The sequence below is a fragment of the Frateuria sp. Soil773 genome (genome assembly GCF_001428405.1).
GTDB lineage: Bacteria > Pseudomonadota > Gammaproteobacteria > Xanthomonadales > Rhodanobacteraceae > LMSL01.
Window position 1 is genome coordinate 208,919 of sequence record NZ_LMSL01000002.1, and the last position, 21,990, is coordinate 230,908.

At 70.9% G+C, this 21,990-nt stretch carries 20 protein-coding genes; 10 read left to right on the forward strand and 10 right to left on the reverse strand.

All coding sequences use genetic code 11. The features are described 5' to 3' along the window. The first annotated feature begins 548 nt into the window (after positions 1-548). The 3 genes from ASG87_RS01045 to ASG87_RS01055 all read left to right on the forward strand — a co-directional run bounded on the left by ASG87_RS01045 (position 549) and on the right by ASG87_RS01055 (position 5,952). Positions 549-2,597, forward strand: a complete 2,049-nt coding sequence (locus ASG87_RS01045; RefSeq protein WP_055999486.1) for a transglycosylase SLT domain-containing protein — start codon at positions 549-551, stop codon at positions 2,595-2,597. Positions 2,598-2,600: 3 nt separating this feature from the next. After that, positions 2,601-3,824, forward strand: coding sequence for a multifunctional CCA addition/repair protein (locus ASG87_RS01050; protein ID WP_055999488.1), 1,224 nt, complete (start codon positions 2,601-2,603; stop codon positions 3,822-3,824). A 97-nt stretch (positions 3,825-3,921) separates the two neighbouring features. Further along, complete coding sequence (locus ASG87_RS01055; protein ID WP_235499533.1) at positions 3,922-5,952, forward strand: LTA synthase family protein; 2,031 nt, start codon at positions 3,922-3,924, stop codon at positions 5,950-5,952. A 54-nt stretch (positions 5,953-6,006) separates the two neighbouring features. Here the strand turns inward: ASG87_RS01055 and ASG87_RS01060 are convergent, their stop codons facing one another. From ASG87_RS01060 to ASG87_RS01075, 4 genes are all read right to left on the reverse strand, one after another. Beyond that, positions 6,007-6,429 carry a VanZ family protein gene (locus ASG87_RS01060; protein WP_055999490.1) on the reverse strand — a complete coding sequence of 141 codons (423 nt, stop codon included), beginning with the start codon at positions 6,427-6,429 and terminating at the stop codon, positions 6,007-6,009. 2 nt (positions 6,430-6,431) lie between these two features. Further along, the gene (locus ASG87_RS01065; protein WP_055999493.1) at positions 6,432-7,625 is read right to left on the reverse strand and encodes an SAM-dependent methyltransferase; all 1,194 of its coding nucleotides are present in this window, start codon (positions 7,623-7,625) and stop codon (positions 6,432-6,434) included. A 106-nt stretch (positions 7,626-7,731) separates the two neighbouring features. Beyond that, positions 7,732-8,226 (reverse strand): DUF2938 domain-containing protein, encoded by a 495-nt coding sequence (locus tag ASG87_RS01070; RefSeq protein ID WP_055999496.1) that lies wholly within the window; start codon positions 8,224-8,226, stop codon positions 7,732-7,734. Between the two features lie 110 nt (positions 8,227-8,336). Beyond that, positions 8,337-10,511 (reverse strand): TonB-dependent receptor, encoded by a 2,175-nt coding sequence (locus ASG87_RS01075; protein ID WP_056000218.1) that lies wholly within the window; start codon positions 10,509-10,511, stop codon positions 8,337-8,339. 193 nt (positions 10,512-10,704) lie between these two features. Between ASG87_RS01075 and ASG87_RS01080 the strand changes: the two genes are divergently transcribed. Further along, on the forward strand, positions 10,705-11,517 hold the full coding sequence (locus ASG87_RS01080; protein ID WP_055999499.1) for a hypothetical protein: 813 nt from the start codon (positions 10,705-10,707) through the stop codon (positions 11,515-11,517). A 74-nt stretch (positions 11,518-11,591) separates the two neighbouring features. After that, the gene (locus tag ASG87_RS01085) at positions 11,592-12,338 is read left to right on the forward strand and encodes a pteridine reductase (protein WP_055999502.1); all 747 of its coding nucleotides are present in this window, start codon (positions 11,592-11,594) and stop codon (positions 12,336-12,338) included. A gap of 61 nt (positions 12,339-12,399) precedes the next feature. On the opposite strand, the gene ASG87_RS01090 is transcribed toward ASG87_RS01085, so the two are convergent. From ASG87_RS01090 to tsaD, 5 genes are all read right to left on the reverse strand, one after another. Then, positions 12,400-13,248, reverse strand: coding sequence for a DUF6159 family protein (locus tag ASG87_RS01090; protein ID WP_055999505.1), 849 nt, complete (start codon positions 13,246-13,248; stop codon positions 12,400-12,402). A 602-nt stretch (positions 13,249-13,850) separates the two neighbouring features. Continuing rightward, positions 13,851-14,336, reverse strand: coding sequence for a 2-amino-4-hydroxy-6-hydroxymethyldihydropteridine diphosphokinase (folK, locus tag ASG87_RS01095; protein WP_056000222.1), 486 nt, complete (start codon positions 14,334-14,336; stop codon positions 13,851-13,853). A gap of 4 nt (positions 14,337-14,340) precedes the next feature. Then, a complete protein-coding gene (locus ASG87_RS01100) occupies positions 14,341-15,618 on the reverse strand; it encodes a mechanosensitive ion channel domain-containing protein (RefSeq protein ID WP_082582670.1) in 1,278 nt (425 codons plus the stop codon). 169 nt (positions 15,619-15,787) lie between these two features. Further along, the gene (folB, locus tag ASG87_RS01105; RefSeq protein ID WP_055999508.1) at positions 15,788-16,156 is read right to left on the reverse strand and encodes a dihydroneopterin aldolase; all 369 of its coding nucleotides are present in this window, start codon (positions 16,154-16,156) and stop codon (positions 15,788-15,790) included. Between the two features lie 186 nt (positions 16,157-16,342). After that, positions 16,343-17,407: a tRNA (adenosine(37)-N6)-threonylcarbamoyltransferase complex transferase subunit TsaD gene (gene tsaD, locus ASG87_RS01110; RefSeq protein WP_200948958.1), complete on the reverse strand. Its 1,065-nt coding sequence runs from the start codon at positions 17,405-17,407 to the stop codon at positions 16,343-16,345. 69 nt (positions 17,408-17,476) lie between these two features. Between tsaD and rpsU the strand changes: the two genes are divergently transcribed. The 3 genes from rpsU (at position 17,477) to ASG87_RS19030 (ending at position 18,596) form a co-directional block, all read left to right on the forward strand. Next, positions 17,477-17,692, forward strand: a complete 216-nt coding sequence (gene rpsU / locus ASG87_RS01115) for a 30S ribosomal protein S21 (protein ID WP_055999514.1) — start codon at positions 17,477-17,479, stop codon at positions 17,690-17,692. Between the two features lie 158 nt (positions 17,693-17,850). After that, positions 17,851-18,297, forward strand: coding sequence for a GatB/YqeY domain-containing protein (locus tag ASG87_RS01120; RefSeq protein WP_055999517.1), 447 nt, complete (start codon positions 17,851-17,853; stop codon positions 18,295-18,297). Between the two features lie 128 nt (positions 18,298-18,425). Further along, positions 18,426-18,596 carry a DUF1328 domain-containing protein gene (locus ASG87_RS19030; protein WP_082582671.1) on the forward strand — a complete coding sequence of 57 codons (171 nt, stop codon included), beginning with the start codon at positions 18,426-18,428 and terminating at the stop codon, positions 18,594-18,596. A gap of 19 nt (positions 18,597-18,615) precedes the next feature. On the opposite strand, the gene ASG87_RS01125 is transcribed toward ASG87_RS19030, so the two are convergent. Beyond that, positions 18,616-19,254, reverse strand: a complete 639-nt coding sequence (locus tag ASG87_RS01125; RefSeq protein WP_055999520.1) for an N-acetyltransferase — start codon at positions 19,252-19,254, stop codon at positions 18,616-18,618. Positions 19,255-19,397: 143 nt separating this feature from the next. Here ASG87_RS01125 and dnaG point away from each other — a divergent pair, with 143 nt between their 5' ends. Next, a complete protein-coding gene (gene dnaG, locus ASG87_RS01130) occupies positions 19,398-21,137 on the forward strand; it encodes a DNA primase (RefSeq protein ID WP_055999522.1) in 1,740 nt (579 codons plus the stop codon). 79 nt (positions 21,138-21,216) lie between these two features. Next, positions 21,217-21,846: a DedA family protein gene (locus ASG87_RS01135; protein WP_055999525.1), complete on the forward strand. Its 630-nt coding sequence runs from the start codon at positions 21,217-21,219 to the stop codon at positions 21,844-21,846. The last annotated feature ends 144 nt before the right edge of the window (positions 21,847-21,990 follow it).

A 21,990-nucleotide genomic window follows, 5' to 3' on the forward strand; every position in this document is an offset into this window, starting at 1 on the left:
GGTATCCCCACATGAATCTCCAGACATCCCCCCATGAAACGTCATCCCAGCGAACCCCGAAAAGGGGGCAAGAGCTGGGATCCAGCGTCTTTGGGCTTTGGAGCATCAAGTCACTGGATTCCTGCCTCCGCAGGAATGACGACAAGGCAGTTAGACCGACTGATAGATCGTAAACACCCGTTCACGATCTCCGGATACCCCACAAACGTCATCCCAGCGAAGGCTGGGATCCAGCGCCTTTGAGCTTTGGAACATCAAGTCACTGGATTCCTGCCTGACCAGCCCTTCGGCTGTTGAAAAGCGCCTCGCAGGAATGACGAGGAGGCGGCTGGACCGACGATCGGGATCCTGGGTCATTGCAAGCTCGTCGTTCCTGCGCTCGCAAGGACAACGCCTCGATGCGAGACGCCTTCACGATGTCGAGCAGGCTCTTAACGCCTTGCTCAGCACCGCTTGCGCACCCTCCTCCGCGGCCCGCCGTCACGGGAGCCGCCACGGCCTTGAATTACACTGCGGCGCAATCGGCATTCGACAGCCAGGGAGATTCCATGCCTCAGCACGCGGCGCCGCGGCGCCTTACCTCTCGCCTGCTCGTGGTCGTCGCGGGCTGGTGGCTGCTCGGCGGCAGCGTCGCCGCCGATCCGCAGCAGGACCAGCGCATCGCGTTCAAGCAGGCTTGGGCGGTGGCGCAGCAGGGCGGCGACGGCTGGCGCAGTTGGGCGAAGACGCTGGCCGACTATCCGCTGTACCCGTACCTGGAGGCGGCCGCGCTCAGCCACGACCTGCGGCAGCTCGACCGGCCCGCAGTGGAAAGCTACCTGCAGCGCTATCCCGGGATGATCCCGGCCAACGACCTGCGCCGCGACTTCCTGCTGGAACTGGCCCGGCGGCAGGACTGGAACGACTTCCTCGCGCTGTACCGCCCCGGCCTCGGCGACGCGCTGAGCTGCGACGCGCTGCAGGCGCGGCTGGCCCAGGGCGGCACGCTCGACTTCGAGCGCGACCTCGCCACGCTGTGGACCCGCCCGAGCCTTCCCAATGCCTGCGATCCGGTGCTGGAAGCCGCGCGCAGCCAGGGCCTGCTGACCCCCACGCGGCTGTGGACGCGCATCGACCGCGCGATCGGCGCCGGCCAGGCCGGCACGGTGGCCGCGCTGGCGGCATGGCTGCCGGCCGGCGAAACGCAGGCCGGCCAGCGCCTGGCGCTGGCCCTGCGCGATCCGGCCGGCGCCGCTGCCGAAGCGAAGAAGTGGCCGGACACCCCGCGCCACCGCCAGGCCGCCGCGCTGGCCGTGCAGCGCCTGGCGCGACGCCAGTCCGCCAGCGCCGACGCCGCGTGGCAGGCGCTGCAACCGCGCTTCGCCTTCAGCACGCGGCAGCGCGACGACGTGCTGTACGCGCTGGCGCTCTACCACGCCACCGACTTCGACGAGAACGCGCTGGCGCGGCTGGCCGCGCTGCCCGAGGCCGCGCGCACCGACGCCAGCCGCGAGTGGCGCGTCCGCGTGGCGCTGGCGCGGCAGGACTGGCCGGCGGTGCTGGCGGCGATCCAGGCGATGCCCGCCGGGCAGCGGCAGGAGGGCGAATGGCGCTACTTCCGCGCGCGTGCGCTGGCCGCCACCGGGCACGACGCCGAGGCGCAGGCGCTGTACGCCGACCTGGCGGACGAGGCGAGCTACTTCGGCTTCATGGCCGCCGACCGCCTCGGCCGCGACTACGCTATCTGCCCGCTCGAACCGGCCGCGGACCCGCAGCGCGAACAGGCGCTGCTGGCCGACCCCGGCCTGCAGCGCGCGTTCGAACTGTATGCTGTGGACTTGCCGAAACTGGCGCGGCGCGAATGGGCGCAGGCGCTCGACGGCAGCGACCCGGCCACCCTGCGGCTCGCCGCCGACCTGGCCTACCGCCGCGGCTGGTACGACCGCGCCGTGTTCGCCTTCAGCAGCGGCGAGGCCCTGCGCTACTACGAGCAGCGCTTCCCGCTGGCCAGCCAGGACGGCGTGGTGCCGCAGGCCGAGCAGGCCGGCATCGACCCGGCCTGGGCCTATGCGATCGCCCGCGCCGAGAGCGCCTGGGTGACCGATGCGCGCTCCGGCGCCGACGCGCGCGGCCTGATGCAACTGGTGCCGGCCACCGCCGCGCTGGTGGCCAGGCGCAACGGCCTGGACTGGAACGGCGGCGACTCGCTGTACGACCCGGCCACCAACATCCGCCTCGGCACGCGCTACCTGGCGCAGGTGGCGGCGCGGTTCGACGGCGCGCCGTGGCTGGCCAGCGCCGCCTACAACGCCGGCCCGGCCAAGGTCGACCAGTGGCTGGCCGCGCGCGGCACGCTCGATCCGGACCTGTTCGTCGCCAGCATGCCGTACAAGGAAACCCGCGAGTACGTGGCGCGGGTGATGGCCTTCGCGGTGATCTACGACTGGCGGCTGTCCGGCAAGGCGCTGCCCATGAGCACTCGCATGACCGCCATCGGCCAGCCCTATGGGCTGCCCGACGGCCGCACGCCGCGCCGCCAGGTCGCCTGCCCCGCCGTTGTGGTGCCTGCGCCCGCCGAGAGCGTGGCGCCGGCGTCCGCCGGCACCGCGGTGCGCTGACCGATGCGCAGCTACCTCGTCGGCGGCGCGGTGCGCGACCGGCTGCTCGGGCGGCCGGTGGTCGACCGCGACCACGTCGTCGTCGGCGCCGCGCCTGAGCAGATGCTGGCGCTCGGCTACAAGCCGGTCGGCAAGGATTTCCCGGTGTTCCTGCACCCGCGCAGCAACGAGGAATACGCGCTGGCCCGCACCGAGCGCAAGACCGGCCGCGGCTACCACGGCTTCGCCTTCCACGCCGACCCCACGGTGACGCTGGAGCAGGACCTGGCCCGGCGCGACCTCACCATCAACGCCATCGCCGAGGACGAGCACGGCACGCTGGTGGACCCCTACCACGGCGTGCGCGACATCGAGCGGCGCGTGCTGCGCCACGTCTCGCCGGCCTTCGCCGAGGACCCGGTGCGCCTGCTGCGGGTGGCGCGCTTCGCCGCGCGCTTCGCGCCGCTCGGCTTCCGCGTGGCCGACGAGACGATGGCGCTGCTGCGGCAGATGGTGGCCGACGGCGAGGTGGACCACCTGGTGCCCGAGCGGGTCTGGGCCGAGACCCGCAAGGCATTGGCCGAGGCGCAGCCGTCGGCCTTCCTGCAGGTGCTGCGCGCGAGCGGCGCGCTGGCCGTGCTGTTTCCCGAGGTCGATGCGCTGTACGGCGTACCGCAGCGCGCGGAGTTCCACCCGGAGATCGACACCGGCACGCACCTGGAACTGGTGCTGGACATGGCGGCGAAGCTCGCCCCCGGCGACGACCTGGTCGGCTTCTGCGCGCTCTGCCACGACCTGGGCAAGGCGCTGACTCCGGCCGACGTGCTGCCGCGGCACATCGGCCACGAGCATGCCGGCGTGGCGCCGCTGCGCGTGCTCGCCGCGCGGCTGAAGGTGCCGGCCGAGCACGCCGCGCTGGCCGAGCTGGTCTGCCGCGAGCACCTCAACGCACACCGCGCGTTCGAGCTGAAGCCGGCGACCGTGCTGAAGCTGCTGCTCGCGCTGGACGCCCTGCGCCGGCCCGCCCGGCTGGACGCCTTCCTCACTGCCTGCGAGGCCGACAAGCGCGGCCGCGCCGGCCATGCCGACGACGACTATCCGCAGGCCGCCTGGCTGCGCGCCGCGCGGGACGCGGCCGCGGCGGTCGACGCCGCCGGCTTCGTCGCGCAGGGCCTGCAGGGTCCGGCGATCGGCGCGGCGCTGGGGCAGGCGCGGGCCGCGGCAATCGCTAAACTAAGCAAACCGTAGGCGGCGCACCGTATACCTCGTCATCCGGTTCGCCGTGGAACGGCGGCTCCGTTCCCATGCACCCGCGACATCGCACCGTTTCCGTCTGGAGCTTCCCGTGACCGCAACCGCCGCCCCTTCGAACCCGCCGCTGCGCGAGCGCTTCCGTCCGCTGTGGTGGCTGGGCGTCGGCTACCTGCTGATCGGCGCGCTGACCCGGGTGGTGCTGCTGTACATGACCGGCGCCGGCGTGCCGCCTCATCCGGGCTACTGGCTGTACGCGTTCGGCGTCGGCGCGGCCTACGACCTGGTCACCTTCCTCTACGTGGCCTGGCCGATGGTGCTGTTCCTGTGGCTGGTGCCGCGCCGCGCCTACGTGTCGCGCGCCGGGCAATGGGCGCTGTATGCGCTGGGCGCGGCGATGCTGTACGGCCTGCTGTTCGTCGCCGCCTCGGAATTCGTGTTCTGGGACGAGTTCGGGGTGCGCTTCAACTTCATCGCGGTGGACTACCTCGTCTACACCACCGAGGTGATCGGCAACATCCGCGAGTCCTATCCGATCGGAACCTGGCTCAGCCTGCTGCTGCTGCTGACCGTGGCGATCGTATGGCTGAGCCGGCGCGGCCTGCGCGCGGCCGACGGCGGCACCCGCTTCTGGCAGCGCGGCAAGCTGGTGCTGGTGTGGCTGCTGCTCACGGTGGCCTCGGTGGCGGCGGTGAAGGGCACGCTGAAGAACCACAGCGACAACGCCTACGTGAACGAGCTGGCCGGCAACGGCATCTACGAATTCTTCGCCGCCTTCCGCAGCAGCCACCTGGACTACGCGCACTTCTACCGCACCCTGCCCGAGCAAGCGGCCTTCGGCCGCGTCCGGCAGATGCTGAAGACGTCCGAGGCCGCCTACGTCAGCGACGATCCGCGCGACCTCACCCGCGAAATCCGCCACGCCGGCGCCGAGAAACACCTCAACGTGGTGCTGATCAGCGTGGAGAGCCTGTCTGCCGAGTTCATCAAGGCGTTCGGCGCCAGCCACGGCGAGATCACCCCGAACCTCGACGCGCTGGCCTCGCAGAGCCTGTTCTTCGACCGCGTCTACGCCAACGGCACGCGCACCGTGCGCGGCCTGGAGGCGCTGTCGCTGTCGATCCCGCCGACGCCGGGCGATTCGGTGATCAAGATGCACAACAACGAGAACCTGTTCTCGCTGGCCGACATCTTCAACGATCGCGGCTACGTGTCGGAGTTCGTCTACGGCGGCTACGGCTACTTCGACAACATGAACTACTTCTTCGCCCACAACGGCTACGCCGCGGTGGACCGTAACGACATCCCCAAGGGCGCGACGATCCACAGCGAGAACGTCTGGGGCGTGGCCGACGAGGATCTCTATACCCTGGCACTGGGCCAGATGGACAAGATCCACGCCGAAGGCAAGCCGTTCTTCCTGCACATCATGACCACCTCCAACCACCGGCCGTTCACCTTCCCCGAAGGCCGCGTGACTCAACCCAACGGCACCCGCCGCGGCGCGATCGCGTACACCGACTGGTCGATCGGCGACTTCCTCAAGCGCGCCAAGGACAAACCGTACTTCGACGACACCGTGTTCGTGATCACCGCCGACCACGACGCCTCCAGCGCCGGCAAGACCAGCGTGCCGATCAACCGCTACCACATCCCGCTGTGGATCTATGCGCCCAGGCACATCCAGCCGCACCGCGAGACGCGCCTGATGAGCCAGATCGACATCCCGCCCACCCTGCTCGGCCTGCTCAACTTCAGCTATCGCAGCCGCTTCTTCGGCTACGACCTGTTCCAGCTCGAACCCGGCCGCGAGCGCGCCTTCCCGGCCACCTACGAAAAGCTCGGCTACCTGAAGGGCGACGTGCTGACCGTGCTCGAACCGCAGAAGAAACTGGAGCAGTTGCACCCCGACTTCGAGACCGGCGACGCGACCCCGGTGAAGCCGGTCGATCGTGCGCAGGTGGACGAGGCGACCGCGTACTACCAGGTGGCGGCCGACCTGTTCAAGCACGGCGGCCTGGCGCGGCGTCCGGAAGACAACACGCCGGTGGCGCCCGCGGCTTCTTCCGGGGCGCCCGCGGCAGCCTCCTCGGCCGGTGCCGCCGGCGGCCAGGCCACGCCCTAGGCGCGCCGGCGCTGAGGTTCAGGGCACTGCGGGGCGGCGCCTGCGCGACCGCCGTCAACGCGCGCCGCGCGCCGCGCGCCGTCCCAGCCACGCCTCGACGCCCGCCAGCACGCGGGCCAGTGGCGTGCGCAGCAGGAGCAGCGCGAGCGCGATGCCGGCAGCGTCGGCCAGCACGTCGAAGGCATCCGCGTCGCGCGGCGGGCACAGCCACTGCGCGAACTCGATGAAGATGCCGAAGGCCAGGCACAGCAGCGCCGCGCCGCCGCGTGCGCGCCGGCTGCGGTAGACGTTGCCCCACCAGCCCATCAGGCAGGCGAAGGTGAGCGCGTGCAGCAGCTTGTCGCCATAGGCGAAGCGCAGCGCCAGCTCCGGGTCGGGGCGCAGCGCCATCCACAGTACCCAGGCCATGATCGACATGCCCACGCCGACCCACAGCGGATGCCAGCGCAGGCGCATGGCGGCGCGGGGCGCGGCCATGCCTACAGCCGCCCGCCCTGGTCGGCGGCGAGCAGTTCCGCCGCCAGCGGCACCGCGTCCAGCCCGCGCGCGAACAGCATCGCCTGGAAGCGCTCGCCCATCTGGTCGGGCAGGGTGAGCTTCTTCACCTGCTGCGCCAGCCGGTAGCGCGCCGGCTCGTCGGCGGCCGACTCGTAGGCATGCTCGAACGCCTGCTGCAGGCCGCTGGCGATCAGGAACTGCGCCTGCGGCAGATAGGCCGCCACGCCGAAGCCGGCGCTGTTGCCGGCCTCGGCCAGTGCGGTGAAGTCCACCGAGGCGGTGAGGTCGTTCAGGCCCGGCAGGTGCAGCGGATCGTTGTGCGCATGGTGGCGGTAGTGCGCCATCAGGGTGCCGTCGCGGCGCTCGGGCAGGTAGAACTCGCGGCGCACGTAGCCGTAGTCGACGAACAGCATCAGCCCGGCGACCAGCGAACCGGCCACCGCCTGCATCCAGTACGGCAACTGCGGCAGGATCTCCGAGCGGTAGCCCGTGGCGAAGTCGCCGCCCAGGTCGCGCTCGACGTGGCGCACCGCGCCGCCCACCAGGGCGTCGGCCGGGCGGTCGATGCGCGCTAGGCGGCCCTCGCCGTCGAGCGCCACGTATTCCTCGTAGACCTCGCCGTCGCGCATGGCGAAGCGCGTCGCGGGCAGCGCGTCGATCACCTCGTTGGCGAACAGCACGCCGCGCCAGTCCTGCTCGGGCGGGCGGTCGAGCCAGTGCACGCGCGCGTGCAGGGCCGCCGGCAGCGCGGCGGCGAGCCGCTCGCGCTGGCGTTCGCGCAGGTCGGCGCTGGGTTCGAGGATCAGGTAGCGCCGCGGCAGCGTGCCTGCCGCCGCCATCGCCAGCAACGCCGCTTCGGCGAAGCTGCCGCTGCCGCCGCCGAGCTCGAGGAAATCCGCCCCGTCGCCCAGCATCGCCAGCACGGGCTGCACCGCGTTGACCACGCAGCGCGCGAACAGCCCGCCCAGTTCCGGCGCGGTGACGAAGTCGCCGGCCTCGCCGAACTTGGTCTTGCCAGCGCTGTAGTAGCCCAGCCCCGGCGCGTACAGGCAGCGCTCCATGTACTGCGAGAACGGCATCGGCCCGTGCGACGCGATCTGTTCGCGCAGCAGTTGCAGCAGGCGGTCGGAGTGGGCGCGCTCGTCGGCGCCGGGTTCGGGAAGTCGGGTCTGCATTGCGTGCGGCCGTGGAGATCGGTAGGAAGATCGGCGGCCGCAAGGATAGCGGATGGGGCGAAATGCCCGGCGCGGAGATCCTGCGCTGCCGGCGCCGCGCGCCGCGCTAGAACCGCGCGGCGAGCGCGGCGGAGCCGTACAGGCCGATGCCGAACACGGCGTGGGTGAGCACGCTGCGCAGGCGTGCCCGGGCCGGGTCCGGCGTCCGCGAGGCGGCGAACCCGGCACCCATGCCCGGCTGCATCACCAGGAAGGGAAACAGCACCGTGGCCACGCCGAAGGCCAGGGCCGGCGGAAAGGTCGGCTGGCGCGCCCAGGCCAGCCCTTCGACGGCGATCAGCCCGGCGGCGAAGGCGACGCCGATCGCGTAATGGGCGATCCAGCCGACGGCCAGCTCGCCGCGCACCGGCGCCGCCTGCGCGATGGCCGCGTGCCGGAAGCGGCCGCCCGCCAGGTGGCCGAGCCAGCGGCCGACCATGCCGAAGTTCAGCGACTGGATGCCGAACAGGCGCTTCAAGAGCAGCGCCCACGCATCGATCAGCAGCGTCGCGCCGATGCCGATCGCGGTCGCGCGCGCGGCGAACTCCAGGCCGTCACTCATGCTTCATGCCTCTGTGTTGCGCGGTCGCCTGCGCAGAGCCCCACGATGATTATCCGTCGGTCCAACCGAATGACGTTTCGTGGAGGTATCCGGACCTCGTCAACAAGCTTTCAGAAATCCTTCTGCAGGCTCAGATACACCCCGCGGCGCGGCCCGAACTGCGGCGCGCCGACGCCGATGCCGCTGCCGTCGCGCAGCTCGTAGGTGCGGTCGAGCGCGTTGAGCACCGCCAACTGCGTGTGCAGCTTGCCGAAGCCGCTGAAGTCGAAGTCGTGCGCCACGCTGAGGTTCAACTGGAAGTACGCCGGCAGCGAGGCGCCGTTCGGCACGCTCCCGTCCTTGCGCAGGCCGCTGCCGAACAGGTAGTTGGCGCCGACCCGGGTGCGCTCGTCGAGCGCGTAGCTGACGCCGCCGGACGAGGAAAGCCGCTGGTCGTGGTCGAGGAAGATGGCGTGGTCGTTGACGTAGGCCAGGTCTTCCGGAGCGAAATTGTACTGGCTGGTGACGATGCGCTGGCCCATCGCCTGGCTCAGCGCCGCGTTGAAGTAGACCGACAGCGGCCCCTGCTCGTAGTTGGCGGTGAACTCCAGCCCCCTCACCCGGCCCTTGGCGTAGTTGAAGGTGGAATAGACCAGGGCCGAGCCGAACTGGCCTTCGTCCTGCAGGCGGCGCACCTTGCGGTAGTACGCGTCCAGGCCCAGCGTCCAGGCGGTGCCGAAGTTCTGCGAGATGCCGGCGTCGAAGTAGTCCGAGCGCTCGGCCAGCGGCGTGTTGTTGCCGTTGTCCGCCACCGCGTTGGTGGTGCCGTCGAACTTGGCGATGTTGGAGCTGGTGATCATCTCCGTCGCCGGCGGGGTGAAGTAGCGCGAGTAGCCGGCGTGCACGGTGGTGTCGTCGGCCGCCTGCCACACCAGGCCCACGCGCGGGCTCAGCTGGCTCTCGGTGCGCGCCAGCTGGTAGCGGTCGCCGCGCAGGCCGTAGTTGAGCGTCCACTTCTCGCCGATGCTCCACTCGTCCTGCACGTAGGCGGACCACGTGCGGGCGACGTTGCGGCTGTCGTCGAGGATGTTGACCGGCGTGGTGCTGGCCTGGTTGCCGTCGGCGTCCACCGGGAACACCCAGGCGTCGTTGCCGCTGGCGGCGCGCTCGAAGCTGCCGTAGACGCCGTAGCGCAGCGTGTGGCTGTCGCCCAGCGGGGTGGCGAAGTCCGCCTGCAGCGTGCTGGCGCGATTGCTGCGGGTGACGCCGGAGGCGACGCCGTTGAACATCAGCTCGCCGATCCGGTCCGGCGTGTAGGTGACGCCGGTGTAGCGCTGGCCGAGCGACACCTGGTAGTCGGTGCGGCCCAGCTTGCCCTGCAGCGCGAGCACGCCGAAGCGGGTGTTCTCGCGCTGGCGCTCGTCGAGGTCGGCGGAATCGAAGTCCACCGTGTCGAGGTAGCCGAACCGAGGCTGCTGGCCCGGGTTGTTGGGGATCTGGAAGCGGTTGTTGGTGATGCCGAACAGGAAGCTCAGGCGGGTGTCGTCGTCGATCAGGTAGCTGACGTCGCCGAAGCCCTTCACCTGGTTGGTGTGGTCGTGGACCGGCTTGCGGCTGGCTGTCGGGTTCTCGATGCCGACGTCGCTCTCCAGGTAGTTCGCGGTGATGAAGGCGCTCCAGCGGTCGCTGCTGCCCCACAGCGAAGCGTTCGGATTGAGCGCGCCGAACGAGCCACCGGTGATGCCGACGCTGCCGCCGTTGCCGAGCTCGTGGCCGTTCTTGGTGGTGATGTCCACCACCGCCGCGGTGCGCAGGCCGTACTGCGCCGGCAGCGCGCCGTCGAGCAGCTTCACGTTCTGGATGGTGCGCGCGTCCAGCGCCTGGCCGAAGCCGGAGATCGACTCGGGAATCATCACGCCGTTGATGCGGTACTGCAGGTTGGCGTGGTCGCCGCGCACGTGCAGGCCGCCGTAGGAATCCTGCACCACGCCGGGCGCCTGCAGCAGCACCTGGTTCATCGGCGTGGCGTCGCCCAGCGGCAGTTGCTTGATCGCCTTCTGGTCGATCACGTACTGGCTGCTGCCGGTGTCCGGCGACAGGCCGTTGCGCGCCTGGTCCAGCGCCGCGGTGACGTCCACCGCGCCGAGCTCCTGCACCTTCGCCGGCGGCTTGTTGCGGGTGCCCGACTGCGCATCGTCGGCACCGGCCGGGGGCGCACCGGCGGACGGCGGAATGGCGGCGGCATAGGCCGCGGGAACGGCGCCAAGCGCGCAGGCAAGGCTCAGGGCAAGCAGGGTACGGGACATCGGCATTCCGTGGACGGCAAGGGGGGGAAGGAGAAGGCTTTGAATTGAAATGTTATAACATTTCCAGTTTCGAAGACCTGCCATAAGTCATGCCCTGCCGCAGGTCCTCGCCCCCGCGCCATCGTTAGGCCATCTTCACGGACCGGCGGCGACACTCGCCGCTCTTCCTGCGACGACCCGCGCGAGGCACTGCATGGCCGATTCATCCCGTCATACCCCGTCCCGCCACATTCCGGCCGACCGGCTGCCGGCGACGATCGACGATGCCGAACAGAGCAGGGCTGCCCGCGCGATCCTCGACTTCGTCAGCCAGATTCCCGCCAGCAAGGTCGGCAGCAGCCGGCATCCCGAGACGGAAGCGCGCCATCTCGCGCGGCGCGCCGCCCAGCGCGCCGCGCTCACCGCCGGTTCGCTGGCCCTGCCGCCCGGGCCGCTGGGCTGGCTGACCGTGCTGCCGGAGCTGATCGCGATCTGGCGCATCCAGGCGCAACTGGTCAGCGACATCGCCGCCGTCTACGGCAAGCACGCGGAGCTGGGCCGCGAGCAGATGCTGTGGTGCCTGTTCCGCCACACCGCGGCGCAAGCCTTCCGCGACCTGGTGGTGCGCATGGGCGACCGCCTGCTGTTCCGGCGCATGTCGGCCACCGTCGCGCAGCGCGTGGCGCAGCGGATCGGCATGAAGATCTCGCAGCGCGCCGTCGGCAAGGGCGTGTCGCGCTGGCTGCCGGTGATCGGCGCGCTCGGCGTCGGCGCCTATGCGTATTACGACACCGGCCACGTCGCCAGCACCGCCATCGAGATGTTCAGCGGCGCCATCGACACCGAGGGCGAGGACGGCGACGCCGCGCCGCCGCCCGCCGCGAAGAAGGCGGGCAGCGCACGCAAGGCCGTGCGCAAGGCGGTCGACAAGACCCTCGACAAGGCCATTGCCGGTACCGCGCGCAAGGTGGCCGGCGCCGCGCGCAAGGCTGCGGCCCGCAAGCGCGCGAAGCCGAAAGCGGAATGAATCCCCGCCTGCGCGGATGACGCACCGCCTGCTTTGCGGCAAGCTGCCCGCGTGCCGCCGCGAGGAAACGACGAATGAACCCAGCCCGTGAATCCGGCGTCGCCCTGGTCACCGGCGCCGGCAAGCGCGTCGGCGCGGTGATCGCGCGCAGGCTGCACGCGGCGGGCTACGACCTGGCCCTGCACTACCGCCGCTCGGCCGGCGAGGCCGAGGCGCTGGCCGCCGAGCTAGAACGGCAACGCGGCGGCAGCGTCCTGCTGGTGCAGGCGGAACTGGCCGAGACCGCGCACCTGCCCGGCCTGGTGTCTCGCGTGCTCGACCGCTACGGCCGGCTCGACGCGCTGGTCAACAACGCCTCCGCGTTCTATCCGACCCCGCTCGGCGAGGCGAGCGTGGCGCAGTGGAACGAGCTGTTCGCCTCCAACGCGCAGGCGCCGTTCTTCCTCGCCCAGGCGGCGATGCCGGCGCTGCGCGCGGCGCGCGGCGCCATCGTCAACCTGGTCGACATCTACGCCGAGCGCCCGCTGGCCGGCCATCCGCTGTACTGCATGGCCAAGGCCGCCCTGCTGGCGATGACCCGCTCGCTGGCGCTGGAGCTGGCTCCCGAGGTGCGCGTCAACGGCGTGGCGCCCGGCGCGGTGCTGTGGCCCAGCGACGGCAAGAGCTACGATGACCAGCAGGCCCTGCTGGCGCGCACTCCGCTCGGGCGCGCCGGCTCGCCCGACGACGTGGCCGGCGCGGTGCTGTGGCTGCTGCGCGACGCGCCGTTCGTGACCGGGCAGATCCTGCACGTGGACGGCGGCCGCACGCTGTCGGTATGACGGCCGGAAACGACGAAGGCGGCCTCGCGGCCGCCCTCGCCCCATCCTGCAAAAACCTGCCTCATGCCTTGGTACGGAACGCCTGCTCCAGCAGCGCCTGGTCGAAGCCCGCGCCGACCTCGCCGGTTTCCGCGTAGCGGTACAGCGCGGCGGCGTAGATGCCCTGCAGCGAAGCCTGCACCAGCGCCAGCAGGACCAGCCCGACCACCACCAGCGCAACCGCCACGGCGATCAGGGCCACCGAGTGGGTCGCCGCCGCGCCGCCGATGATCGCCACCGACAGCAGCGCGGCCAGGAAGGTCAGCAGGCCGAACACGATGCCGATGCCGCCGTTGCCGATCAGGTTCTCGCCCCAACTGCGCTTGAGCAGTTCCACGCTGCGCTTCACCGCATCGACCGGGCCGATGTCCTGGCTTGCCAGCACCGGCACCACCAGGAAGGTCGCCACCGTCCAGGCCAGGCCGAGGAAGCCGACCACCAGCCGCCCGATCAGCCCCAGCCGCTCCTGCAGCGCGCGCAGGAACAAACCCACCGTGGCCGAGATCAGCGCATAGCCCAGGATGCTGACCCAGCGCGAACGCGCCACCGCGATGCCCTCGCCGAGGCTGGTCGGCTCGCCGCGCAGCCGCTGCAGCGCCGAACCGGCCAGCGCGGTGTTGAAGAAGATGATCACGAAGTACTGCACCAGGTAGAACGCGAACAGCAGCACGTAGGCGCCCGGCGTCAGGCCCTCGCGGCCGGCGCGCTCGCCGGCCACCGCCAGCACTGCCACCGGAATCAGGAAGCTCGCCATCACCAGCAGCGAACACAGCACCGAGATCAGCGGAAACATCAGCAGCGACTTGTCCGAGCGCAGGATGGCGGCGCTCGCCTTCATCAACGCCCAGCTACGGGAAAACTTGCCTGCCATACGCCCCCCATCCTTAGTGTGTGAAGCGCCCTTTCTAGCATCCGCTGCACCGCGGCGGTAGTGCGCGGCGCAGGTTCGGGGCCTGCCAAACCCCCGGGCATCTCCGATCAAAGCGCCGTCCCTGCGACTTGCAACGGCCGCGGGGCCGGTCAGGCATAAGGCGTTTTTCAACAGACGAAGGGTTGGTCATCCAGTGTCTTCGCCTCTGGGCATCGAGTCGCTGGGTACCCGACATCACAGGCACTGGATCCCAGCCTTCGCTGGGGTGACGGGCCATGGAGTTGCCGGAAGGCTGGGCAGGTCCAGTCCAGTCGCTCGGCGACGAACTGCCCGCTGCCCGCCAGGAATGCCGCCCGCGGATTTGCGATGCAGGCCCAGGGTGCTTCCCCTCCGGGCACCTCCGACCGAAGCGTCGTCCCTGCGGCTTTCAACGGCCGCAGGGCCAGTCAAGCAGAAGGCGCTTTTCGACAGCCGGAGGGCTGGTCATCCAGTGCCTTCGCCTCTGGGCATCGGGTCGCTGGATGCCCCACACCCACAGGCACTGGATCCCAGCCTCCGCTGGGATGACGGGCCATGGAGTCGCCGGAAGGTTCGGGCAGGCATCAGTCCAGCGGCTCGACGACGAGCGGCTCGCTGTCCGCCGGGAACGCGGCCCACAGCGCGGCCATCGTCTCGCCGCCCAGCGGGTGGCGCAGTTCCGGCGCGATGTCGGCGACAGGCTTGAGCACGAAGGCGTGCTTCAGTTCCTTGCGCGGGATCTGCAGGTGGCCGGGGCCGTCGATGACGCGGTCGTCGTACAGCACGATGTCGACGTCCAGCGTGCGGTCGGAGTAGCGCGGCACGTCGCGGCGGCGGCCGTGCCGGTCCTCCAGCGCGTGCAGCCAGTCGTTCAGCGCCTGCGGTTCCAGCGACGTGTCCAGCCCCACCGCCAGGTTGACGAAATCGGCGCCGTCAAAGCCCACCGCCTTGCTGCGGTAGGCCGGCGACACCGCGATCTCGCCGAAGCGTTCGCGCAATTCGGCCAGCGCCGCACGCAGGTAGCGGTGCGGCTCCTGGTTGGACCCCAGGCTCAGGTAGGCTCGCGCCACGTCGTCATGCCCCGGTTGCACCGGCGATCCGGCCGGCGTGCGATTCTGCCTGCCGCGGGGCCAGCGCCGCCAGCCCCGCGCGCACGTCCTGGCCGGACGGCTGCTGGTACAGCGCCAGCCCGAACTCCGGCAGCAGCGCGATCAGGTGGTCGAAGATGTCGCCCTGGATGTTCTCGTAATCCGCCCATGCCGTCGTTGCCGTGAAGCAGTACAGCTCCAGCGGGATGCCCTGCGCGCCGCCGGCGAGCTGGCGCACCATGCAGGTCATCGTCCGATGCACTCGCGGATGCTGCTTCAGGTAGGCGGTGACGTAAGCGCGGAACGTGCCCAGGTTGGTCAGCCTGCGACGGTTGAACGACTCCTCGGCCGCGTCGCCGAGTTGGCGGTTCCATTGCTCGATCTCGCCATGCTTGCCGGCAAGGTAGTCCTGCAGCACGCGCAGGCGCGACAGGTGCGCAAGTTCCGCCTCGCTGAGGAAATGCACGCTGGACGCATCGATCATCAAGGCGCGCTTGATCCGTCGCCCGCCCGACTCGCTCATCCCGCGCCAGTTCTGGTAGCTCTCCGCGATCAGCTTCCAGGTCGGGATGGTGACGATGGTCTGGTCGAAGTTGCGCACCTTCACCGTGTACAGGGTGATGTCCAGCACGTCGCCATCCGCGCCGGCGCCAGGCATGGTGATCCAGTCGCCGACCCGCAGCATGTCGTTGGACGACAGCTGCACGCCGGCCACGAAACCCAGGATGGTGTCCTTGAAGATCAGCATCAGCACCGCCGACATCGCGCCCAGGCCCGACAGCAACAGCCCGATCTGCTTGCCGGTGACCGCCGCGATGATCACCAGCGCGGCGACGACGAACAGCCCCAGCTTGACCAACTGCAGCAGGCCCTTGAGCGAGCGCTGCTGGCCGTTCGGCGTCTGCCGGTACAGGTCCTCCACCGCCGACAGCGCCGCGCTGATCGCCATCACCACGAAGAACACCATCAGCGCCGACATCAGGTTGCCGACCAGCCGCTCGGTATCGTCCGGCACGCCCGGCACCAGCACGATGCCGAACTGCACCACCACGGTGGGCACCATCCGCGCCAGCCAGCGGAACATGCCGTGGCGGAACAGCGCCTCGTCCCATTGCCATGCCGTGCGGCGGGCGATGCCGCGCACCACCCGGAACAGCACGAAGCGGGTCAGCGCACCGGCCAGCCAGGCCGTTGCCAGCAGGATCGCCGCACCCAGCGCGGTATGCATCCAGGGGGAATTCATCAGTTCGTGCCATGTCGGCATGGGTCGCCTCCTTGTCGGCGCATGATCCGCGCGACTTCGGAGCCAGCACGGATCGCGGGGCGCGGCCGCTGGCCGCGCGGGGCGGGCCGGCGGGCCCGCGGCGGACGGCGCCATGGCGGCGCCGGTGGTGCCGGCCGATGCCGGCGCGGGACGGTACGTCCCTCGATGGTTACGGACTTAACTGCGGGCGCGTGCCGCGCTCGATGCGCACGCCGACCGCGCGCGCGCCGCGCACCGCGCCCGGCTTGGACAGCTTCAGCCGCACCCAGCCCACGCCGAACTCCTCGCGGATGATCGCGGCGCAACGCTCGGCCAGCGTCTCGACCAGGCCGAAGCTCGAACCGCCGACGTAGTCGATCAGCCGCTTGGACACGTCCTTGTAGTTGAGCGTCCGGGCGATGTCGTCGCTGGCGGCGGGCACGGTGTTGTCGAATGCCATCTCGATGTCCAGCGACAGCGTCTGGCGCACCCGCCGCTCCCAGTCGTAGATGCCGATCACGGCATCGATGCGCAGGTCTTCGATGAAAACGATATCCATGCGGCTAGGGTCGGCGACCGCGCCCGGCGATGCAAGCGGCGATGCCTGCGCCGCCCCGGGACTGTCATGGACCGCGACCGCCTTTCCGCCCGCTCCCGCCGTCCGCGGGAGCGGTTCCGGTTGCAGCGGCGCACGCCGCCTGGAAACATGCCGCGACCGCTCCGGCGGCGGCGACCGCCAGCCGCGTCACGCCGCCGGCGGCAGCGTTTCCAGGTCCCAGCGCGGGAACACCTGCACGGTCTCGTCCTGCGACTGCCCGGCCGCCAGCCGGATCGCGCCGGCCAGCGCGATCATCGCGCCGTTGTCGGTGCAGAACGCCAGGCGCGGGAAGTACGCCTTGAAGCCGTCCTTCGCGCCCGCCGCGGCCAGTTCCGCGCGCAGGCGCTGGTTGGCGCCGACGCCGCCGGCGATCACCAGCCGGCGCGCGCCGGCGGCCTCCAGCGCGCGCCGGCACTTGATCACCAGGGTGTCGACGATCGCCTCCTCGAAGCCACGGGCGATGTCGGCGCGGGTCTGCTCCGACTGGTCGGACTTCTGCCAGGCCAGCAGCACCTGGGTCTTCAGCCCGGAAAAGCTGAAATCCAGCCCCGGCCGGTCGGTCATCGGGCGCGAGAACCGGTAGCCGCCGGCCCGCCCCTGCATCGCCAGCTTCGCCAGCGCCGGGCCGCCGGGGTACGGCAGGCCCATCAGCTTGGCGGTCTTGTCGAACGCCTCGCCGGCGGCATCGTCCAGGGTGTCGCCGAGGATGCGGTACTCGCCGATCGCCCTCACCTCGACCAGCAGCGAATGGCCGCCGGACACCAGCAGGGCCACGAACGGCGGCGCCGGCGGGTCGTCCTCCAGCAGCGGGGCCAGCAGGTGGCCCTCCATGTGGTGCACGCCGATCGCCGGCACGCCCAGCGCCCAGGCCATCGCCCGCGCCGCCGAGGCGCCCACCAGCAGGGCGCCGACCAGCCCCGGCCCGGCGGTATAGGCCACCCCGCCCAGGTCGGCCGGGGCCAGCCCGGCCTGGGCCAGCGCCTCGCGCACCAGCGGCAGCAGCTTGCGCACGTGGTCGCGGCTGGCCAGTTCCGGCACCACGCCGCCGTAGTCGGCGTGCAGCTTGATCTGGCTGTACAGGGTATGGGCCAGCAGGCCGCGGCCAGGCGCGTCGGGCTCCCAGCGCAGCAGGGCCACGCCGGTCTCGTCGCAGGAGGTCTCGATGCCCAGCACGGGCTTGCCGACCGGCTTTGAAATCTGTGTGGTGTCCACGCTATACTTCGCGGCTCGCCCTATCCAACAGGCTCGTATGTGCGGGCCAGTCTACCACTCGGAGTCTTCATGCCCAGCGTAAAAGTTCGCGAGAACGAGCCGTTCGAGCTTGCCCTGCGCCGTTTCAAGCGTACCTGCGAAAAGGCCGGCGTCCTGGCCGAAACCCGCAAGCGCGAGTTCTACGAAAAGCCGACCCAGGAACGCAAGCGCAAGCGCGCCGCCGCGGTGAAGCGCCACCTGCGCCGCCTGTCGCGCGACGTTTCCCGCAAGACCCGGATGTACTGAGTTTCCCTTCCGCCCCGGCGGAAGCGGCCGCGCCCAGGCGCGGCGGACGGAACGACCGGCAGGCGCGGGTTCTCGCAGCCGCCGTCAGCGCACACGAGGTTCCACGAGCCGGTGTTGTCCCGCGACAACGCCGGCTTCGTGCTTTTCCGGAGACAGCCATGACGCTCAAGCAGCAGCTCACCGAAGACATGAAGACCGCCATGCGTGGCGGCGACAAGCACCGCCTGGGCGTGGTCCGGCTGATGCTGGCCGCGATCAAGCAGCGCGAGGTCGATGAACGCATCGAGCTGGACGACGCGCAGGTCCTGGCCGTGCTGGAGAAGATGCTCAAGCAGCGCAAGGATTCGGTCGGCCAGTACGCCGCCGCCGGCCGCGAGGACCTGGCCGAGGTCGAGCGCGCCGAGATGGCGATCATCGAGACCTACCTGCCGGCCAAGCTGGACGAGGCCGAGATCGACGCCCTGATCGACGCGGCCATCGCCGCCACCGGCGCCAGCTCCGCCCGCGACATGGGCAAGGTGGTGGCCGCGGTGAAGGAAAAGGCCGCCGGCCGCGCCGACATGGCCGTGGTCTCCGGCCGCATCAAGGCCCGCCTGGCCGGCTGATCCCGGGCCGCCGCCGGGACGCCGCACCGGGCGTCCCGATTGCAAAGCCTTCACGCCCGATCGCCTACAACGGCACTCCTCCGCAGGGCCGTCCGTCCATGGACGGCCCGCGTCATCGGGAGTAGCGCATGCTCAAGTGGGCCATCATCTTCGCCATCGTTTCGCTGGTTTCCGGCTGGCTCGGCTTCGGCAACCTTTCCGGCGCCACCGCGACCATCGCCAAGGTGCTGTTCGCGATCTTCGTGATCCTGTTCCTGTTCGCCCTGCTGGCCTTGATCGGCGTCTTCCACGTCCTGTGACGCCGCGCTTTCCCGCCCGCTAGCCCGCCGCCGGCCGCCGCATGCGCCGGTGGTCCGGCACCCGTCCCTGCGCGTTGACCAGGGACGAGGCCCGCTCGCCGGTCACCACGAAGCCCAGCCGCTCGTACAGCCGCTGCGCCAGCGGGTTGCCGGCGGCCACGTCCAGCACCGCCGGGCAGCCGGCCGGTGCGAGGGCAAGCAGGTGGCCGACCAGCGCCGAGCCGAAGCCCTGCCCGCGCCACGCCGGGGCCACCGCCAGGTGCGCCAGGTAGTGCATGTCGCCGCTCGGCGGCGGGATCACCGCCTCCACCCGCAACCCGCGCGCGATCGCCCCGCCGGCATGGCGCCAGCCGTAGTGGCCGAGGATCTGCCGCGCCGCCGCCAGCGTGAACGGCCACTTGGAGTCGCCGCCGTAGCCCGCGCCGACCGCCACCACCTCGCCGTCGAGCACGCCCACCACGTGGTTGCGCCAGCCGAACTCGCCCGCGCCGTCGACGAAGGCCCGCCGCAGGAATGCCTGCGCATCGCTGCGCCCCGGCACCGCGAAGACGTAGTCGAACGCCGCCGGGCCGGAGCTGTGGATCAGCGGCACGGCGGCCGCCGCGTCCTCCGGCGCGGCCGGGCGGAAGACCGGCGCCGCGGCGGCCCCGGCGATCATCGCGCCCCGCCCCGATGGGCGCGGCGGCTACCGCCCTCGCCGGACCCGGCCCCGCACCGCCCCGCCATCGCCATCCATCCCATCGCCCGCTCCCCGTCGCCGGCCCCGACGCCGGCTTGCGCAACCGTTAGACTAGCCGTTCTATGCGCGGCCGTATCCCCGACAGCTTCATCGATGAATTGCTCGCCCGCGTCGACATCGTCGACGTGATCGAGCGGCGGGTGCCGCTGAAGAAGGCCGGGCGCGAGTGGACCGCCTGCTGCCCCTTCCACGACGAGCGCACGCCGTCGTTCTACGTGAGCCCGGCCAAGCAGTTCTTCCACTGCTTCGGCTGCGGCGCGCACGGCAGCGCGGTGAAGTTCCTGATGGACTACGAGCGGCTGGAATTCCCCGACGCGGTGGAGGAACTGGCGCAGTCGGTAGGCATGACGGTGCCGCGCGAAGGCGGCGGCCGCGACGAGCGCCCGCGCGAGGACAAGACCGACCTCTACGCCCTGCTCGACGCCGCCGCGCGCTGGTACCAGGACCAGTTGCCCGGCAACGCCGAGGCGCAGGCGTACTGCCGCAGGCGCGGGCTGGACGCGGACACCGTCGCGCGGTTCCGCCTCGGCTGGGCGCCGGCCGGCTACGACGGCGTGATCAAGGCACTGGGCGGCAGCGAGCGGCGCATGCAGCTGCTCAACGAGGCCGGCATGGTCGCCAGCAGCGAGCGCGGCAGCAAGTACGACCGTTTCCGCGAGCGGTTGATGTTCCCGATCCTGGACCGCCGCGGGCGGGTGATCGCCTTCGGCGGAAGGGTGTTGAGCGCGGAGCAATCCCCCAAGTACCTCAATTCGCCCGAAACCCCGCTGTTCCACAAGGGCCGCGAGCTGTTCGCGCTGTGGCAGGTGAAGCAGGCCAATACGCAGTTGCAGCGCATCGTGGTGGTCGAGGGCTACATGGACGTGATCGCGCTGCACCAGGCCGGCCTGCCGATCGCGGTGGCCACGCTGGGCACGGCGACCACCCCGGAACACACCGAGGTGCTGTTCCGCGCCGCGCCCGACGTGGTGTTCTGCTTCGACGGCGACCGCGCCGGCCGCGCCGCCGCCTGGAAGGCGCTGGAATCGGCGCTGCCGCGCCTGCGCGACGGCCGCCAGGCGTACTTCCTGTTCCTGCCCGACGGCGAGGACCCGGACTCGCTGGTGCGCAAGGAAGGCAAGGACGGCTTCGAGCAGCGGATCAGGCAGGCCACGCCGCTGTCGGACTATTTCTTCAGCGAGCTGTCGCGCGACGTCGACATGGCCAGCCTCGACGGCCGCGCGCGCCTGGCCGAGCGGGCCCGGCCGCTGATCGCCCGCCTGCCCGACGGCGCCTTCCGCGACCTCATGGCGCAGGAACTGGAGCGGCGCAGCGGCGCGCGCGCGGTGCTGCCGGCGGAGCCCTCCGCGCACCGCGCGGTGCAGCGCCCGGTCGCGGTGCAGCGCTCGCTGGTGCGCAGCGCGATCGCCCTGCTGCTGGCCCAGCCCGGCGTGGCCGACGAGGTGGAACGGCCCTATCGCTTCCTGCGCCTGGACAAGCCGGGCGTCGGCCTGCTGGCCGAACTGCTCGACCTGGCCCGCGCGCGCCCCGGCATCAACCCGGCGATGCTGGTGGAGCACTTCGCGGAACGGCCCGAATACCCGTCGCTGCAGAAGCTGATGGCGGCGATGTCGGTGGGCGAGCCGGAGGCGCAGCGCATCGAATTCCACGAAGCCCTGGCGCGGATGGAGCAGCAGGCGATCGCGCTGCGCCGCGAGGCCCTGCACGCCAAGATGCGCGAAGGCGCGCTGGACAGCGCCGAGAAGGCCGAACTGCGCGAGCTGCTGGCCGCCCGCCACCCGCCGCCGGCCGCCGCGCCGTGATCGCGCCCGCCTTCCATGCGTGGGATCATGCAGGGCTCGCCCGGCGCCGCGTGCGCCATGCGGCAGACTAAGGACGTCGATGGACCTGCTCGAACACCTGATCACGCTTTTTGCCCAGAACGGCTATGTCGCGGTGTTCGTGGCGCTGCTGCTGTGCGGCGCCGGCGCGCCGCTGCCAGAGGACATCACCCTGGTCGCCGGCGGCGTGATCGCCGGGCTCGGCTACGCCAACGCGCACACGATGGCGGCGGTGGCGATGGTGGGCGTGCTGGCCGGCGACGCCGGCATGTTCCTGCTAGGCCACCACTACGGCGCGCGCATGCTGAAATGGCGGCTGATCGCGTGGCTGCTGCCGCCGGAACGCTACGCCAAGGTGCAGCACAAGTTCGAGCGCTACGGCAACCGGCTGATGTTCTTCGCGCGCTTCCTGCCCGGCATGCGCACCGCGGTGTACATCACCGCCGGCGCCACCCACCGGGTGTCGTTCCTGCGCTTCTTCCTGCTGGACGGGCTGGCCGCGCTGATCAGCGTGCCGATCTGGGTCTACCTGGGCTATTTCGGCGCGGACAACCACGAATGGCTGGTGATGTGGATACGCCGCGGCCAGAGCAGCCTGTGGGTACTCGGTGGCCTGCTGGTGCTGGTGGTGCTGGTGCTGTGGTGGCGCCACCGCCGCCGCATCGCCTGCGCGCAGCGGTCCGGCGACTGACGGATCCCTCGGGATTCCCAGCTCTCCCGCCCCCCGCTCGTCACCCCAGCGAAAGCCGGGGCCAGCGCCTTCGAGCCCCTGAAACCCAAGGCGCTGGATTCCTGCCTTCGCAGGAATGACGGGCGGAAGGGCGGCGCTTCGAAT

Bases quoted from the DNA above. Each gene is read 5' to 3' on its own strand.
- ASG87_RS01090 (WP_055999505.1), bottom strand. From the start codon at position 13,248: ATGGCAGGCAAGTTTTCCCGTAGCTGGGCGTTGATGAAGGCGAGCGCC.
- ASG87_RS01120 (WP_055999517.1), top strand. From the start codon at position 17,851: ATGACGCTCAAGCAGCAGCTCACCGAAGACATGAAGACCGCCATGCGT.
- folB (WP_055999508.1), bottom strand. From the start codon at position 16,156: ATGGATATCGTTTTCATCGAAGACCTGCGCATCGATGCCGTGATCGGC.
- ASG87_RS01060 (WP_055999490.1), bottom strand. From the start codon at position 6,429: ATGGCCGCGCCCCGCGCCGCCATGCGCCTGCGCTGGCATCCGCTGTGG.
- ASG87_RS01070 (WP_055999496.1), bottom strand. From the start codon at position 8,226: ATGAGTGACGGCCTGGAGTTCGCCGCGCGCGCGACCGCGATCGGCATC.
- ASG87_RS01135 (WP_055999525.1), top strand. From the start codon at position 21,217: ATGGACCTGCTCGAACACCTGATCACGCTTTTTGCCCAGAACGGCTAT.
- ASG87_RS01125 (WP_055999520.1), bottom strand. From the start codon at position 19,254: ATGATCGCCGGGGCCGCCGCGGCGCCGGTCTTCCGCCCGGCCGCGCCG.
- ASG87_RS01080 (WP_055999499.1), top strand. From the start codon at position 10,705: ATGGCCGATTCATCCCGTCATACCCCGTCCCGCCACATTCCGGCCGAC.
- ASG87_RS19030 (WP_082582671.1), top strand. From the start codon at position 18,426: ATGCTCAAGTGGGCCATCATCTTCGCCATCGTTTCGCTGGTTTCCGGC.
- ASG87_RS01045 (WP_055999486.1), top strand. From the start codon at position 549: ATGCCTCAGCACGCGGCGCCGCGGCGCCTTACCTCTCGCCTGCTCGTG.
- ASG87_RS01050 (WP_055999488.1), top strand. From the start codon at position 2,601: ATGCGCAGCTACCTCGTCGGCGGCGCGGTGCGCGACCGGCTGCTCGGG.
- dnaG (WP_055999522.1), top strand. From the start codon at position 19,398: ATGCGCGGCCGTATCCCCGACAGCTTCATCGATGAATTGCTCGCCCGC.
- rpsU (WP_055999514.1), top strand. From the start codon at position 17,477: ATGCCCAGCGTAAAAGTTCGCGAGAACGAGCCGTTCGAGCTTGCCCTG.
- ASG87_RS01065 (WP_055999493.1), bottom strand. From the start codon at position 7,625: ATGCAGACCCGACTTCCCGAACCCGGCGCCGACGAGCGCGCCCACTCC.
- ASG87_RS01100 (WP_082582670.1), bottom strand. From the start codon at position 15,618: ATGCCGACATGGCACGAACTGATGAATTCCCCCTGGATGCATACCGCG.
- ASG87_RS01085 (WP_055999502.1), top strand. From the start codon at position 11,592: ATGAACCCAGCCCGTGAATCCGGCGTCGCCCTGGTCACCGGCGCCGGC.
- ASG87_RS01075 (WP_056000218.1), bottom strand. From the start codon at position 10,511: ATGTCCCGTACCCTGCTTGCCCTGAGCCTTGCCTGCGCGCTTGGCGCC.